Source organism: Brevibacterium sp. Lmc1 (genome assembly GCF_057654315.1).
In genome coordinates, this window is the sequence record NZ_CM172803.1 from 783,531 (window position 1) to 796,825 (window position 13,295).

Annotated in this window: 11 protein-coding genes; 4 read left to right on the top strand and 7 right to left on the bottom strand. The window is 64.9% G+C overall.

Features of this window, described 5'->3' with window-relative positions:
• Window positions 1-108: 108 nt before the first annotated feature.
• Entirely contained in the window at window positions 109-1,488 is a 1,380-nt protein-coding gene (locus tag AC239G_RS03335) for an MFS transporter (protein WP_482401396.1), read from the top strand.
• A 212-nt stretch (window positions 1,489-1,700) separates the two neighbouring features.
• Here AC239G_RS03335 and AC239G_RS03340 read toward each other — a convergent pair whose 3' ends face one another.
• On the bottom strand, window positions 1,701-4,220 hold the full coding sequence (locus AC239G_RS03340; RefSeq protein WP_139469877.1) for an HNH endonuclease signature motif containing protein: 2,520 nt from the start codon (window positions 4,218-4,220) through the stop codon (window positions 1,701-1,703).
• Between the two features lie 651 nt (window positions 4,221-4,871).
• On the opposite strand from AC239G_RS03340, the gene AC239G_RS03345 reads away from it, so the two are divergent.
• Entirely contained in the window at window positions 4,872-6,077 is a 1,206-nt protein-coding gene (locus tag AC239G_RS03345; protein WP_482401397.1) for an NAD(P)-dependent malic enzyme, read from the top strand.
• Between the two features lie 218 nt (window positions 6,078-6,295).
• Here AC239G_RS03345 and AC239G_RS03350 read toward each other — a convergent pair whose 3' ends face one another.
• From AC239G_RS03350 to AC239G_RS03360, 3 genes are all read right to left on the bottom strand, one after another.
• Window positions 6,296-6,718, bottom strand: a complete 423-nt coding sequence (locus AC239G_RS03350) for an organic hydroperoxide resistance protein (RefSeq protein WP_139469879.1) — start codon at window positions 6,716-6,718, stop codon at window positions 6,296-6,298.
• Window positions 6,719-6,836: 118 nt separating this feature from the next.
• Window positions 6,837-7,310, bottom strand: coding sequence for a MarR family winged helix-turn-helix transcriptional regulator (locus AC239G_RS03355; RefSeq protein WP_139469880.1), 474 nt, complete (start codon window positions 7,308-7,310; stop codon window positions 6,837-6,839).
• A gap of 214 nt (window positions 7,311-7,524) precedes the next feature.
• Complete coding sequence (locus AC239G_RS03360) at window positions 7,525-8,694, bottom strand: SPFH domain-containing protein (protein ID WP_248284078.1); 1,170 nt, start codon at window positions 8,692-8,694, stop codon at window positions 7,525-7,527.
• Window positions 8,695-8,895: 201 nt separating this feature from the next.
• Here AC239G_RS03360 and AC239G_RS03365 point away from each other — a divergent pair, with 201 nt between their 5' ends.
• Both AC239G_RS03365 and nagB read left to right on the top strand, forming a co-directional pair.
• The gene (locus AC239G_RS03365) at window positions 8,896-9,594 is read left to right on the top strand and encodes a FadR/GntR family transcriptional regulator (RefSeq protein WP_487489819.1); all 699 of its coding nucleotides are present in this window, start codon (window positions 8,896-8,898) and stop codon (window positions 9,592-9,594) included.
• Between the two features lie 83 nt (window positions 9,595-9,677).
• Window positions 9,678-10,460, top strand: a complete 783-nt coding sequence (gene nagB / locus AC239G_RS03370; protein WP_139469882.1) for a glucosamine-6-phosphate deaminase — start codon at window positions 9,678-9,680, stop codon at window positions 10,458-10,460.
• 84 nt (window positions 10,461-10,544) lie between these two features.
• On the opposite strand, the gene AC239G_RS03375 is transcribed toward nagB, so the two are convergent.
• The 3 genes from AC239G_RS03375 to AC239G_RS03385 form a co-directional block, all read right to left on the bottom strand.
• Complete coding sequence (locus AC239G_RS03375) at window positions 10,545-11,231, bottom strand: N-acetylmannosamine-6-phosphate 2-epimerase (RefSeq protein ID WP_139469883.1); 687 nt, start codon at window positions 11,229-11,231, stop codon at window positions 10,545-10,547.
• A gap of 81 nt (window positions 11,232-11,312) precedes the next feature.
• Complete coding sequence (locus AC239G_RS03380) at window positions 11,313-12,371, bottom strand: ROK family protein (RefSeq protein ID WP_482401398.1); 1,059 nt, start codon at window positions 12,369-12,371, stop codon at window positions 11,313-11,315.
• On the bottom strand, window positions 12,368-13,288 hold the full coding sequence (locus AC239G_RS03385; RefSeq protein WP_139469884.1) for a dihydrodipicolinate synthase family protein: 921 nt from the start codon (window positions 13,286-13,288) through the stop codon (window positions 12,368-12,370). Before AC239G_RS03385 ends, AC239G_RS03380 begins: the two co-directional genes overlap by 4 nt.
• Window positions 13,289-13,295 lie beyond the last annotated feature (7 nt).

A 13,295-nucleotide genomic window follows, 5' to 3' on the forward strand; every position in this document is an offset into this window, starting at 1 on the left:
CGGAGCCCTCACCCGCCGACCGATGTCCGCGGGCAGCTGTAGGCGACAGTCGCCCACTGTGGCTCCCTGCTGAGCAAGCGAGAATTCGAATCGAAGAAAGTTGAAATCATGTCAATGAAGACAAACGCACAGGCTGCCTCCCCTCCTGATCCGAATGTGACTCGGCCCGAACTGCGCCGTGCCGCGTGGTCGTCGTGGCTCGGCAGTTCGCTCGAGTACATGGACTTCACCTTGTATACGCTCGCCTCGGCCCTGGTCTTCGGACCGCTCTTCTTCCCCAATGAGACTCCTGCGGTCGCGCTGATCTCCAGTCTCGGCGTCTACGGGTCCGGTTTCGTAGTCCGGCCGATCGGCGGATACGTCTTCGGACGAGTCGGTGACAAGCACGGACGTCGGATCGTCCTCATCGTCACTCTGTCGATGATGGGCATTGCCACCATGGGCATCGGTCTTCTGCCGACTTATGCTCAGATAGGCATCTGGGCACCTATGCTACTCGTCGTACTCCGGCTCGTGCAGGGGTTCGGAGCCGGAGCCGAATTGGCCGGAGCTTCGGTGCTCTTGGTCGAATCGTCGCCTGTGCGTCGCCGTGGGCTCTTCGGGGCGATCGTGGCGATGGGGACCAACAGCGGAATCTTCCTGGCCACAGTTCTGTGGACGCTGCTCACCCTGCTGCCGGACGAGGCTTTCCTCAGTTGGGGCTGGCGGGTGCCCTTCCTGCTCAGCATCGTCACCACTTTCGTGGCTCTGGCAATTCGTACGAAGGTCAGGGAGTCCCCGGTGTTCGAAGAGGCGAAGGAGCGCCGCGCCGAGGTGGCCGCGGACAAGAGCGATCAGCCGAGCATCCTCGTCGAAGCGCGTCGGTCGACGAAGTCGTTCCTGCTCGCCTTGGGCATCCGAATGGGAGAGAACTCCGCAGTCTACCTCGTCAAAGGCTTCATGGTCGGGTGGGTGGTCACCACGACGGGAATCGACTCCTCCATCGTCACCACCGGCATCATGATCGGCACCGTCATCGGCTTCGCGACTGTGCCGTACTTCGGCAAGCTCAGTGACAAGCTGGGTCGCCGACCCGTGTTCTTGGGGTTCACTCTATTCCAGATCCTCTTCGCGATTCCGGCCATGATCCTCATCGACACGGGCAACCCGATCATCATCGCGGCCGTCTTTGCGGTCTTCGTCGGCGGGCCTCTGCCGAATCTCTACGGTGTCGAGTCGAGCTGGTTGGTCGAACTGTTCGGATCGAAGCATCGGTATACGTTCATGACCACTATCAAAGAGGTCGGATCGGTCGTCTCCGGCGGTCTGGCGCCGGTGATCGCGGCCTCGCTCGTCGCCGTGATCACCGACTCATGGTGGCCCGTTGCGATCGTTCTCATTCTGTTCGCCGGCTGCGGCCTGCTCGGTGCGCTCTTCGCGCCCGAGACCCGTGGTCGCGACCTCACGACTGAAGTCGACGCAGTGGACGAATGGCAACCGCAGCAATAGGCAAGGGCCGGGACCCCGCGATGGGCGAGGGCCGGGACCCTGCGATACGCGACGGCCGGCCCGGTGAGGTGGACTACGACCAGCCCGCTGGGGTCGGCGACGGCCCTACTGCCGGATTGCGGTCAGTTGTTGTGGCGCGGAGGCGCTCTGCCACCAGTGCTGTCGCTGCAGCTCTGCGTTGAGAGCGATGCCACAGGCTCCGGGGGGCGTCATCAGAACGGTGGGGGATCGACCTCGAGGTCGTGGTCCCAGTTCACTGTCTTGGAGACGAAGCGGTGGTCCCAGGGATCGTCGGCTCCAGTGCCCTTGGGGTCTGCAGCGTCCTCAGACTGCGAGTTGCTTTCGAAACCGGTGAGGTTCGGGCCAGCGGCGGTACGGGCGCTGCGCTTGTCGGGCTCATTCGGGTCGAAGTCGATATCGTCGATGTCGAGCTTGGCAAGACGCGCCCATCTGACGACTCGGGCGTACTTCGCGTTCCCCGTCAGCTGCTTCACCGTGAGAGTGTTGGAGCCGGCGGGCAGACTGCGCTGATGGACAGAGTTCGCCCAATTGAGGCAACGCTCCAGCCGCCGCCGCCTGATCTCAGCCTGCTGCTCCCGATACGCCTCCGAAAGACGTCGCTGGTGTGCTTCGCGTTCCTCCCGCTGGCGCTTCTCTTCGTCGCGCTGACGAATCGTTGATTCGCCAGGCATGAGCTCGAGCACCCTCGGTGCTGAGGGAACCATCGACCAGGGCAGTTTCCACCGCTTGAGACCCAGTCGTCCCAGGGAATCGAATTCGAGCGCTTGGGCAACATTGATCGGCTGGCCGGGAGCTGACACAGTGGTCGAGATCCCGTGTTTGAACTCGTAATCGAGCTCACCGGATTTTGGCATAGTGACCCGAAGGCGGCCGGCGGTCTTCAATGCATGATGCTTCTTGCACAGAGGATGAAGGTTGCCGAACCGAGTGAGACCGCCCTTGAGCGGATCCAGATGGAAGAACGGAACGACATGGTCGATCTCCGACTTCTCAGCCCGACGAACACAGCCGGGAACGGTGCACACGGTCCACTGCTCGACCAAGGTCTTCCGAAGATCTCTGGGGACCTGGTAAGTGGTCGCTTTGGCGTCGATGGGAGTGCCGGTGGCGGGATCGGTGAGGATCCGCTGGATGCTCTTCGACCGGCCGGCGATGTTGCGAGCCACCTCAGCGGGTACCGGTGAGCCGTCGGCGAAAGTGCCGGGCAGGTCAGAATCTCCGGTGAGCGAGAGGAATGGAACGGTCACCACGGTGGCGGCCTGGTGTGACAGCCACCACGCGCTTGTGGGCATACGCAGCTTGACGACATATTCAATGGGACCGTCAGGGTCTTCACCTTCGACGCTGCAGTCGTGCCGGAAAGCCGAACCGTCGGGTCGGCTGGCGACAGAGAATCCATCGGACGACTCTGTGGTGCTGTCGGCCGAGCACTCGGCGGACGATTCTGCGGCATCGTCGTCCGAGTCCGAAGCGACGTGCTTCGCGAAGTCGGCGATGGCGTCGTCGCAATCCATATCCGGAATGAGTTCGCCGTCGGTGTCGAGCAGTGACTTCTCTTCGGCGGTTTGGATACCCGTGATCGGGTCGACCGAAATGACCTTGACCTTGAGCTCCGGGACTGGCCGGGTGAACAGATCGTACTCGAGCTGAGAGATGGAGCGGTCATCGCTGATCTCAACGCCCACAGGCAGATTGAACGCCGACTTGTTCTTTCCATGCACGGCCAGCGCCATGCCCTGGATTCGGTTGTAGCAGGCAAAGATCTCCGCTGAGGGTCCGCTGACGGTCAGGCAAGCCGAGCCGTCCTTATATCCTTCGACATCGACGCGGCGACGCTTGGTGGCGAGTTCGGTGTTGTCGATCGGCGGGACGAGCAGGGCGATCATCTTCGCCAGATCTCGGCGCAGGGTCTCACAGGTGATATCGGCGCGCCTCGCGGCCAGGAAGATGTCGAGCTTCGGAAGAAAGTCGAACGCGACATCAGCGCACTGGCGGGCGACCACATCGACATGTGCCTGGGTGAACTCTCCGGCGCGGACACGGTCGGCGAAGCGCGGCAGACCATAGAAGATCGTCATCGCGCCGGCGAGCTGACGGTAGGTACGGGCAGTGTTGGTCCCCAGCACCGTCGAGATCTCGACGAGGACCTCAGCGTCGACATAGTCATAGACCCATTTCGAGAAGCAGATGCCCTCATCGAGCTCGGGGAATTCGGGCAGCGCCTTCGCCTCGGGCTCAGTCGCCTTGCGCAACTGTTCGCGGGCGAAGTCGGCGTCATAGAGCACAACTGTCGCGGAAGGGGAGCCGCCGGTGCCGGTCGTGTCGTCAGTGGGTGACGACGCGACCTTAGGCGACGACGCGACGCTGGGCGAAGACGCGCCCTTGGGTGAGGCCTTCGACTTCTCCGCAGCGCCGAAGTCGGTGTTCTCTTCGGACTCTTTGGCGCGGCGATCAAAGGATGCGGAGATCGTCTCGCAGCGAAACGGTTCGGAGCCCTCGGGCATGGGCAGTTCGAGAGCGATGAAGACCTGTTCCAACACAACTGAGGAGACGGACTCGAGGAGGGAGAAATGGGCACGGTCGGAAGCGACAGCGTTCTCGGCGAAACGAGACATGCTTGATTCGAAGCGGATGGCGAATCGGGGCGACGGCTGTGTCACACCCGGCTCGTCTGCCTGGTCGGGGGTCGAACGGTTGGTGGTGCCCTTCATTGCTCTTTCACCTGCCTCGGACTTCGTTGTCGGGGAAGTGGTGCTGACTTGAAAAGCTGTTAATCAGATCTTAGCCGGTCAATCTGACATTCACAATAGTAAAAAGAAAAAAGATTCGAATAAGTTTCGATGGCATATTGATAGTGGATTGATTCTCTACTCATCATTGCACTCGGTGCTGACATGAGGACGTTCGGCCTTGTTCGGCCAGGTCAGGGGCTGTTCTGCGTCGGTCCAAAGGTCTGGAGAACATGCCACCGGAACGGCGGGACAACCTCGGTGGGGGCCGGATTTTCGGGTGAAACGGGTCACAGCATCGGTTATGATGATCGAGTTGTCGGGTGCGACCCATGAGGTCGGTACTCGCCTCATGCGAGCCGTATCCGCACTGCGCGCAACCGCGTCGCCCTTCACCTAGGGTCATGTCGCGGGCCGCGTCGACGTCACCGCACCATCCTTCACTGGTGACCAGTTCTTCGCCCAGACCATCGCCTGCGCTCACGGTCGACCGTGTCCGCGCCGGCCGACGTCCAGACGATCACTGCCGGCTGCACCGATGATCCGATCATCGAACGGAGTGCTCGCCCAACCGAGTGCTCACGAGCTTCGTAAGCTCACGAACCGCCGCCGCATCAACCACGAGGATCAACCATGACGACCACCGCTCACAGCTCCGCCGCCTCCGACCAGGGCTCGAAGGGCCCGATCACCGACGCCGAGATCTTCGAGGCGCACGAAGGCGGCAAGCTCTCCGCCGAGCTCACCTCACCGCTCGAGACCCAGCGCGACCTCTCGATCGCGTACACCCCGGGCGTGGCCAAGGTCTGCACCGCGATCAAGGACGAACCGCAGCTGGCGCGCACGCACACGTGGACCGGCCGGCTCGTCGCGGTCATCTCTGACGGGTCGGCTGTGCTCGGCCTCGGTGACATCGGTCCGGCCGCCTCGCTGCCGGTGATGGAGGGCAAGTGCGCCCTGTTCAAGTCCTTCTCCGGGCTGAATGCGATTCCGATCGTACTCGACACCAATGACACGGACGAGATCGTCGAAACCATCGTCCGCATGGCCCCGACCTTCGGTGCGATCAACCTCGAGGACATCTCGGCTCCGCGCTGCTTCGAGATCGAAGACCGGGTCAAGGAAGCCCTCGACATTCCCGTCATGCACGATGACCAGCACGGCACCGCCGTGGTCGTCCTCGCCGCGCTGACGAATGCTCTGCGCGTGGTGAAGAAGTCCTTCGAGTCCGTCCGCGTCGTCGTCTCCGGCGCCGGTGCTGCCGGAGTGGCCGTGGTGAAGATCCTCGCCGACGCCGGCGTGAAGGACATCGTGGTCCTCGATTCCAAGGGAGTCGTCGAATCCGGCCGCTCCGACCTCACCGAGACCAAGCAGTTCCTCGCTGAGTCGACGAACCCGCGCGGAATCTCCGGTGGGATCGGCGAAGCCCTCGACGGTGCCGATGCCTTCATCGGCGTCTCCGGCGGCACCATCGACGAGGCGCATCTGGAGAACATGGCCGACGATGCGATCATCTTCGCCCTGTCGAACCCCAACCCCGAGGTGGCCCCCGACGTCGCCGCCAAGTACGCCACCGTGGTGGCCACCGGGCGCAGCGACTTCCCAAACCAGATCAACAACGTCCTCGCGTTCCCCGGAATCTTCCGCGGCGCGCTCGACGCCGATGCCAACGAGATCACCGACGATATGAAGCTCGTCGCCGCTCGTGCGATCGCCGATCTCGTCGGCGATGATCTCGAGCCCGGTTACATCGTGCCCGGTGCGCTCGATTCGCGTGTCGCTCCGGCCGTCGCCGAGGCGGTCGAGAAGTCCGCGCTCGAGGCCATGGCCAAGCGCTGACGCCTCGTCGGTGAGCCATCGCCGACTCGGAATTGTCGCCGAGGCGGCCGAATACGGCTGAGGGGCGGGTGAAGAGTGATCTTCGCCCGCCCCTCAACTGTGTGTCGGTTGCTGATTGCGTTCCGCTCCAGGCCGTGTGCCACAGGTGGTCGGGCGCCGGCGGCCGTCGGTTGGCCAGCGGAGGACTGCCGCCCATGCCAGGCAGACGCGGTCGGAACTCAGTCGTCGGTGACGGTGATGGTGACGTCGATGTTGCCGCGGGTGGCATTCGAGTACGGGCAGACCTGGTGGGCCTTGTCGGCCAGGGCCTGTGCCTCGGCTTTGTCGAGGTGCGGGAGGGTGACCTCGAGTTCGACAGCGAGCTGGAACCCGCCCTCATTGTTCTTGCCGATGCTCACTCGTGAGCCGACCGCAGAGTCGTCGACGTTCGCCTTGGCCTGACCGGCCACGAGGCGCAGCGCCGAGTGATAGCAGGCCGCGTAGCCGACCGCGAAGAGCTGCTCGGGATTCGTGCCGTTGCCGCTGCCGCCCATCTCCGCGGGTGTGGCGAGATCGACGTCGACCTTTCCGTCGTTTGTGCGACCGTGGCCGTCGCGGCCTTCGCCGGTAGCCAGTGCCTCTGCAGTGTAGAGAGCCTTCATGATTCTTCCTTCCGTTGGCGGTGCGTTGTGGGTTAGTAGGGTTTTGTGGGTTGGTAGAGCTATCTGGGCTGGACGTGCGCTCTGGGGCAGGGCATTGATCGGTCTCGCATCGGGGCCGTCAGCGGGCCGCAGTCGAGTCGGTGACGGCCGCGGGATCTCCGCGCAGGTTCCTCGTCAGAGTGCGCAGGGTCTCGAGCAGCTCGGGCATCGCGGCGGGGTCGAGCTGCGTGCGCTCACCGATGCGAGCCGGAACGCACTCGGCGCGCTCCTTGGCTGCGGCGCCCTCGGCGCTGGGGCGGATGAACACACTGCGCGAGTCCTCGGCGGAGCGGTGACGGGTGACGTAGCCGAGCGATTCCAGCCGCGACAGCAGCGGAGACAGCGTGCCCGAATCGAGCTGCAGACGCTCACCGAGGTGTTTGACGGTCACGCCGTCGGGCGCGGAATCCTCCTCCCACAGCACAAGCATCACCAGATACTGCGGATAGGTGATGCCGAGCTCGGCCAGCAGATCCTTGTATGACGCGGTCATTGCACGCGACGCCGAGTAGAGGGCGAAGCAGAGCTGTCGGTCGAGGTCGAGCGTATTCATAACTAAATGGTTGCACACAATTCAATTGGGCACAACTGATTATCAGAAGTCGGATGAACGGGGATCGAGGTGAACACAGCGGAGGGGCGGGCGAAGATCTCTCTTCGCCCGCCCCTCCGCTGTGTGGTGCCTCAGTCGTTCGCCGGCACTCGGTGTCGTGCGGTGGCGTTCGGGCAGCTTCGGCGGCGCTTCGGCAGCCTGGCTCTGCCCTGGGTCACTGCGGTGGATTCTGCTTGGAGTTCTTCCACTGCTGAGCTGCCGCTTGAGCCGACTGGGCTGCCGACCGAACGGACTGGCCGAGCGACTGGCCGGAACCTCCGGGGCCACCTGACTGACCGTCATGACCCGAGCCGTCGGAACCATCGGAGCCGCCCGTGCTCGGCGGGTTGGACGGCTGAGGGGGAACGCTGGCCCGCTCGGAGCGGTGGCTCGAGGTGTACCGGCTCTCGGGTGCCGTGAAGGTCGCTCCATCCTCGGCGGCGTTGGCGGCGAACAGGGCGTTGCGGATCTCCTGGCCCATCTCGCCCAGGCCGCCCGGGTTCGAGGGCATAAACAGCACGTTCGACCGGCCCTCCTGGGCGACGTTCTGCATGGTGTCGAAGTACTGGGTCATCATCAGCAGCTGCTCGGCCGTCTTGTCGATGCCCACCTCCTGCAGCTTCGCATACTGCTCGGCGATACCCGTCGCGATCGCCTTGCGCTGAGCGGCGACACCCTCGCCGTGGAGGCGCATCGCCTCGGACTCCGCCTGAGCCTGGGTGACGCGCTTGATCTTGTCCGCCTCGGCGAGCGATTGAGCGGCGACGCGGTCACGCTGTGCGGCATTGATCGAGTTCATCGAATCGCGGACCTTCGGGTCCGGGGTGATATCCGTGACCAGGCTGCTGACGATCTTGAAGCCGTAGCGCTTCATCGATTCCGAGAGCCGGCCCTCGACGTTCTCCGCGATATCGTCCTTCGACTCGAACGCCGTGTCCAGAGTCAGGCCCGACAGAGCCGAACGAACGGTGTCGAAGACGTAGGAGCGGATCTGCTCCTCGGAGTTCGCCAGCTTGTAGTAGGCGTCGGCGACATTGTTCTCTTCGACGACGTACTGGACGGCGACGGGAACCGTGACGAAGACGTTGTCCTTCGTCTTCGACTCGATGTTGACCTCGAGCTGCTGGACGCGCAGCGAGATCGGCCGGCTCGTCGTCTCGATGAACGGCACCTTCGTGTTCAGTCCCGGCTTCGCCACTTTCTTGAATTTGCCGAATCGCTCGACGATGACGTTCTCCTGCGTCTTCACCGTGAAGAACATGCTGGTGCGCAGCTTGCCGAAAAGCAGAACGGCGATGATGAGGATGACGATGATTATGGCGAATGTGGCCACCAATCCAGTCATGGGTGCTCCAATGCGTCGTAGATTTCGGCCGCCGAGCGACCGCCTGTGACTACCACCCTAGTAGCCGGGACGGCATCCGCATATGCCAAGGCCGGTTGACGTCACGGTCCAAGCGTCTCGACATCGAAGAGCGACTGCCGACACATCTGATGTCAGACGTATACTGGAGGCTCAGCGTGGAACGACCAGCAGAAGGTGATCATGGCGGAGCCGATAGAGACCGGACGGAAAGTGACGACTTCCGACAGAATCAAGGATCTCATCCTCTCCGATGGTCTGCGTCCCGGAGACCTGCTGCCGACCGAAGGCGAACTGTGCACCCGCCTCGGCGTCTCGCGCTCGAACGTCCGGGAAGCCATCCGCAAGCTCTCGACCCTCGACATCGTCGACGTCCGGCACGGTCATGGCACCTACGTCGGCGAGATGACGCTCGACGCGCTCGTCGAAGCCCTCGTCTTCCGAGGCGTCCTCAGCCCCGGTGACGACCTCGACGCACTGCGCGATGTCGTCGAAGTGCGCAAGGCCCTCGACCACGGAATGTCCGAGCAGATCGTCCACGCCCTCAACGGCACGGAGAATTCCGAGCTCAAGGACCTGGTCGACGAGATGACCGCGCTCGCCGCTGACGGCAAGACCTTCCCGCAGCAGGATCGCGCCTTTCACACGGGACTGCTCGCGAAACTCGGAAACTCGCTCGTCGGCCAACTCGTCGCGGCGTTCTGGGATGTGCACACTGCCGTCCTGCCCAAACTCAACGTCGCCGTGGCCGCCGACCTGGAGCAGACCGCACGTGCCCACGGCCTCATGCTCGAAGCGGCAGAATCCGGCGATGCCGAAGCCTTCCGCGCCGCGATCACCGCCCACTATGAGCCGATCATGCGAGCCCTCGAACAGAAATGATTGACTGAAGAACAACGCCCACGCCGCCGATTGGGGCAGCGCCGAACGCAGACTATAGAGCGCAGAACGCCGAAGGAGACCACATGGAAGTCGTCATCGCCGACGAATACACGCTGGCGGAGCTCGCCGCCGACGCGATCGAGGAGCTGCTGCGCACCGAGGCTGCACCGGTCATCGGGCTGGCGACCGGCTCGAGCCCACTGCGCATCTACGACGAGCTGACCACCCGCCACAAGAACGAGGATCTGTCCTTCGCCCACGCGCAGGCGTTCATGCTCGACGAATACGTCGGCATCGCCGACGAACATCCGCAGCGCTATCGCAACGTCATCGACGCCGAGATCGCCACTCGCGTCGATTTCGCCGAGGGGGCCGTCCACGGTCCCGAGGGATCCGCCGATGACCTGGCGGCCGCCTCGGCGGACTATGAACGGAGGATCGCTGAGGCGGGCGGGATTGACCTGCAGATCCTCGGGATCGGCAGCGACGGTCACATCGCGTTCAACGAACCCGGATCGTCCCTGGCCTCGCGGACACGGGTGAAATCCCTGACGCACCAGACGCGGCTCGACAATGCGCGGTTCTTCGACGGCGACGTCGAGCAGGTGCCGAAGCTGTGCTTGACCCAGGGTCTGGGCACGATCATGGAGGCGAAGCATCTCGTGCTCGTCGCGACCGGAGGCAACAAGGCCGAGGCGGTGCATCAGATGGTCGAGGGGCCGATCTCGGCGATGTGGCCCGCGACCGTGCTGCAGATGCACCCGCATGTCACTGTCATGCTCGATGATGCGGCGGCGTCGCGGCTGCAGCTCGGCGACTATTACCGCCACGCGTACGAGAACAAGCCCGAGTGGCAGAGCCTCTGAACGATTTCGGCCCGGGCAGGCAGCTGGCGAACTCAGCCCGGGCCGCTTACCTGCGAACTTGACTTGGGCCGTTGGCTCCCGAGCTCAGCCCTCGACGGCCTCGGTGAACCACGAGGTGATCGTCGCGGGATGCGTGATCGCGGTGCCCACGACCACGGAGTCGGCGCCGGCTGAGCGGGCGGCGGCGGCATGCAACGGGGTGTGGATGCGGCCCTCGGCGACGAGCAGCGCAGGCAGCTCGGCCGCTCGGATCGCGCTGATGAGTTCGAGATCGGGACCCTCGGTCCTCGCCCGTTCGCCGGTGTAGCCGGCCAGGGTAGTTCCGATGATGTCGGCGCCGGCCTCGACCGCGGCCTTCGCATCATCGAGGCTGCCGCAATCGGCCATGACCAGGGCATTCGTCTGTTCGTGGAGGCGAGTGACCGTCTCGGCCAGGCTCAGTCCGTCGGGGCGTCCCCGCCGCGTCCCGTCGAGGGCGACGATGTGGGATCCGGCCAGAGCCACTGCATACGCGTGTTGGAAGGTCGGGGTGATGACGACTCCGTCCTTGCCGTCTTTCCAGAGCCCGATGACCGGGGCGTCGACGGCCGACCGTGTTGCCTGAATGTCGCCGAGTCCCTGCACTCGTACGGCTGCTGCTCCTCCGCTGACCGCCGAGGCAGCCACCTGAGCCATCGTTCTCGGATCGCGCATCGGCTCGCCGGGATAGGCCTGAGCGGAGACGATGAGCCGTCCCCGCAGCGCCTCGAGGATCTCGGTCTTCGACAGCATCAGTGAGTCTCCTTCTTCTGGCGGTTCTCCTCGCCGTTCGGCGAGTTCGTCAGTGTGTTGGTGCGGCGGGAGGGAAGCGTCTCAGTGCTTCTGGCCAGGCGCGTCATTCCAGAGGCCGGCAGCGCCGATGAGCGCGGCGTCCTGCCCCAATTCTGCCTTCACCAGCGGGGTTCCGGAGGCGGCGGGGATGAGTTCCGCGGCGAAAGCCTCGCGCAGAGGTGCCCACCAGGTCTCGTCCATATCGGCGAGTCCGCCGCCGATGACGACGAGCTCGGGGGAGAGCACGTTGACGATCCCACCGAGTGCCGAGCCGAGGGCACGCGCCCCGATGTCGAAGGCGCGAAGCGCCAATGCATCCCCCGCCGAGGCGGCCACCGCCAATTCTCGGGTGTTCGTTGGGGCTGGCGCAGGGGTGGGAGAGGTGATCCCGGAGGCCAGTCGCCGGTAGGTCTCGAGAATAGCCGGGCCCGAAGCGATGGCTTCGACGTGACCGGTGCCGCCGCACGGGCAGGCCAGTCCGGCCGCGGCTGCCGAGGGCACATGCCCGATGTGACCGGCGGCAGAATTCCTGCCAGTGAGCAGGTGACGATCGGTGATGAGCCCGCCGCCGATGCCGGTGCCCGCCGCGACGAGCAGCGAACTCCGAGTGCCGCTGGAGGCACCGGCGGCCGCCTCGCCGAGGGCATGAGCGTGCACATCGTTGACGACGCGCACGGGTAGGTCGGTGCGGGCGGAGAGTTCGGAGACCACGTCCGTTCCGGCCCATCCGGGCAGCGACTCCGTCGCCGAGACCACAGTCCCCGTCACAGGGTCGATGGCCCCGGCCGCGCCGATGCCGATCCGCCACGCGAATTCGGAACCTGAGCCGTCCCCGCCTCCGGATTCGGCGGCACTCGACGTGGACCCGGCACCATGCGAATCCGACACAGCACCACGCGAAGCGGACCCGGCGCCACGCGAACCCGACGTCTCCGCGATGACGGCGGCGGCCACCTCGGCGATGGAGTCGAGAACGGCCCGGGCACCCGCGGTCGCGGGAGTCGGCACGCTGCGCACGTGCGCAAGTTCGCCGTCGATGACGGAGCCGGCACGGATCTTCGTGCCTCCGACATCGACGGCGACGGTGGCGGGCAGGGTCACAGCAGTCCTGCGGCGGCGACGATTTCGCGGACGTGCTCGGTCTCATCGGCGTTGAGTGCTTCCATCGGTTCGGCCATCCGGTTCGAGCCGATGACGCCCATGAGCTGCAGGGCGGTCTTGAATCCGCCGAGGCCGGCCGCACCTGCGGACACGCGTCCCGGGGTCGCGGCTCCGGTGATGTCGAACAGAGCCGCCACGCGGTCCTGCTCGGCAGCCGCTGCCTGCCAGTCGCCGGCCTTCGCTGCATCATAGATGCGCACATATCCGGCGGGGTCGACGTTGCCGAGCCCGGGGACGATGCCCGCCGCGCCGCCGAGCATCGCACCGTCGGTGACCACCTCGTGGCCGGTGAAGACGGCGAAGTCCGGCAGGTGCTTCGTCGCGAGGAGCAGACGGCGGAAGCCGACATCGTCGCCAGAGGAGTCCTTGACTCCGGCGATGACACCCTCCTCGGCGAGGCGGACGAGGACGTCGAGCGGCATCTTCATATGCGTGCGCACCGGCACGTCATAGGCGAACAGGGGCACGCTGATATGGGCGGCGACGGTGCGCAGATGGCGCTCCACCTCGGCGGCGTCGGACAGCGCATAGAACGGCGTGGTCACGACGGCTGCGTCACCGCCGATGGCCAGCAGACGGTCGGCCTCTTCGAGGACCCGGGTCGTCGTCTGCTCGCTGATGCCCACGAGGACGGGCACCCTGCCGGCGGCGGCCTCGATCGCGGTGGAGAGGACGAGGTCACGCTCGGCGTTCGTCAGGTACGGGACCTCGCCGGAGGACCCGAGGACGAAGATTCCGTGCACACCGCCGGCGACGAGGTGGTCGACGAGGGCGGCCAGCCCGGCGCGGTCGATCTCACCGTCGGTGGTGCGCGGGGTCAGCAGCGGCGGGATGATTCCGTGGAAGTCAGCAGTCATGGTCGTG

What these genes read in the sequence shown, in the direction of transcription:
- AC239G_RS03350 (WP_139469879.1), bottom strand. Translation starts at nt 6,718, where the DNA reads ATGAAGGCTCTCTACACTGCAGAGGCACTGGCTACCGGCGAAGGCCGC.
- AC239G_RS03355 (WP_139469880.1), bottom strand. Translation starts at nt 7,310, where the DNA reads ATGAATACGCTCGACCTCGACCGACAGCTCTGCTTCGCCCTCTACTCG.
- AC239G_RS03335 (WP_482401396.1), top strand. Translation starts at nt 109, where the DNA reads ATGTCAATGAAGACAAACGCACAGGCTGCCTCCCCTCCTGATCCGAAT.
- AC239G_RS03360 (WP_248284078.1), bottom strand. Translation starts at nt 8,694, where the DNA reads ATGACTGGATTGGTGGCCACATTCGCCATAATCATCGTCATCCTCATC.
- nagB (WP_139469882.1), top strand. Translation starts at nt 9,678, where the DNA reads ATGGAAGTCGTCATCGCCGACGAATACACGCTGGCGGAGCTCGCCGCC.
- AC239G_RS03385 (WP_139469884.1), bottom strand. Translation starts at nt 13,288, where the DNA reads ATGACTGCTGACTTCCACGGAATCATCCCGCCGCTGCTGACCCCGCGC.
- AC239G_RS03345 (WP_482401397.1), top strand. Translation starts at nt 4,872, where the DNA reads ATGACGACCACCGCTCACAGCTCCGCCGCCTCCGACCAGGGCTCGAAG.
- AC239G_RS03340 (WP_139469877.1), bottom strand. Translation starts at nt 4,220, where the DNA reads ATGAAGGGCACCACCAACCGTTCGACCCCCGACCAGGCAGACGAGCCG.
- AC239G_RS03375 (WP_139469883.1), bottom strand. Translation starts at nt 11,231, where the DNA reads ATGCTGTCGAAGACCGAGATCCTCGAGGCGCTGCGGGGACGGCTCATC.
- AC239G_RS03365 (WP_487489819.1), top strand. Translation starts at nt 8,896, where the DNA reads ATGGCGGAGCCGATAGAGACCGGACGGAAAGTGACGACTTCCGACAGA.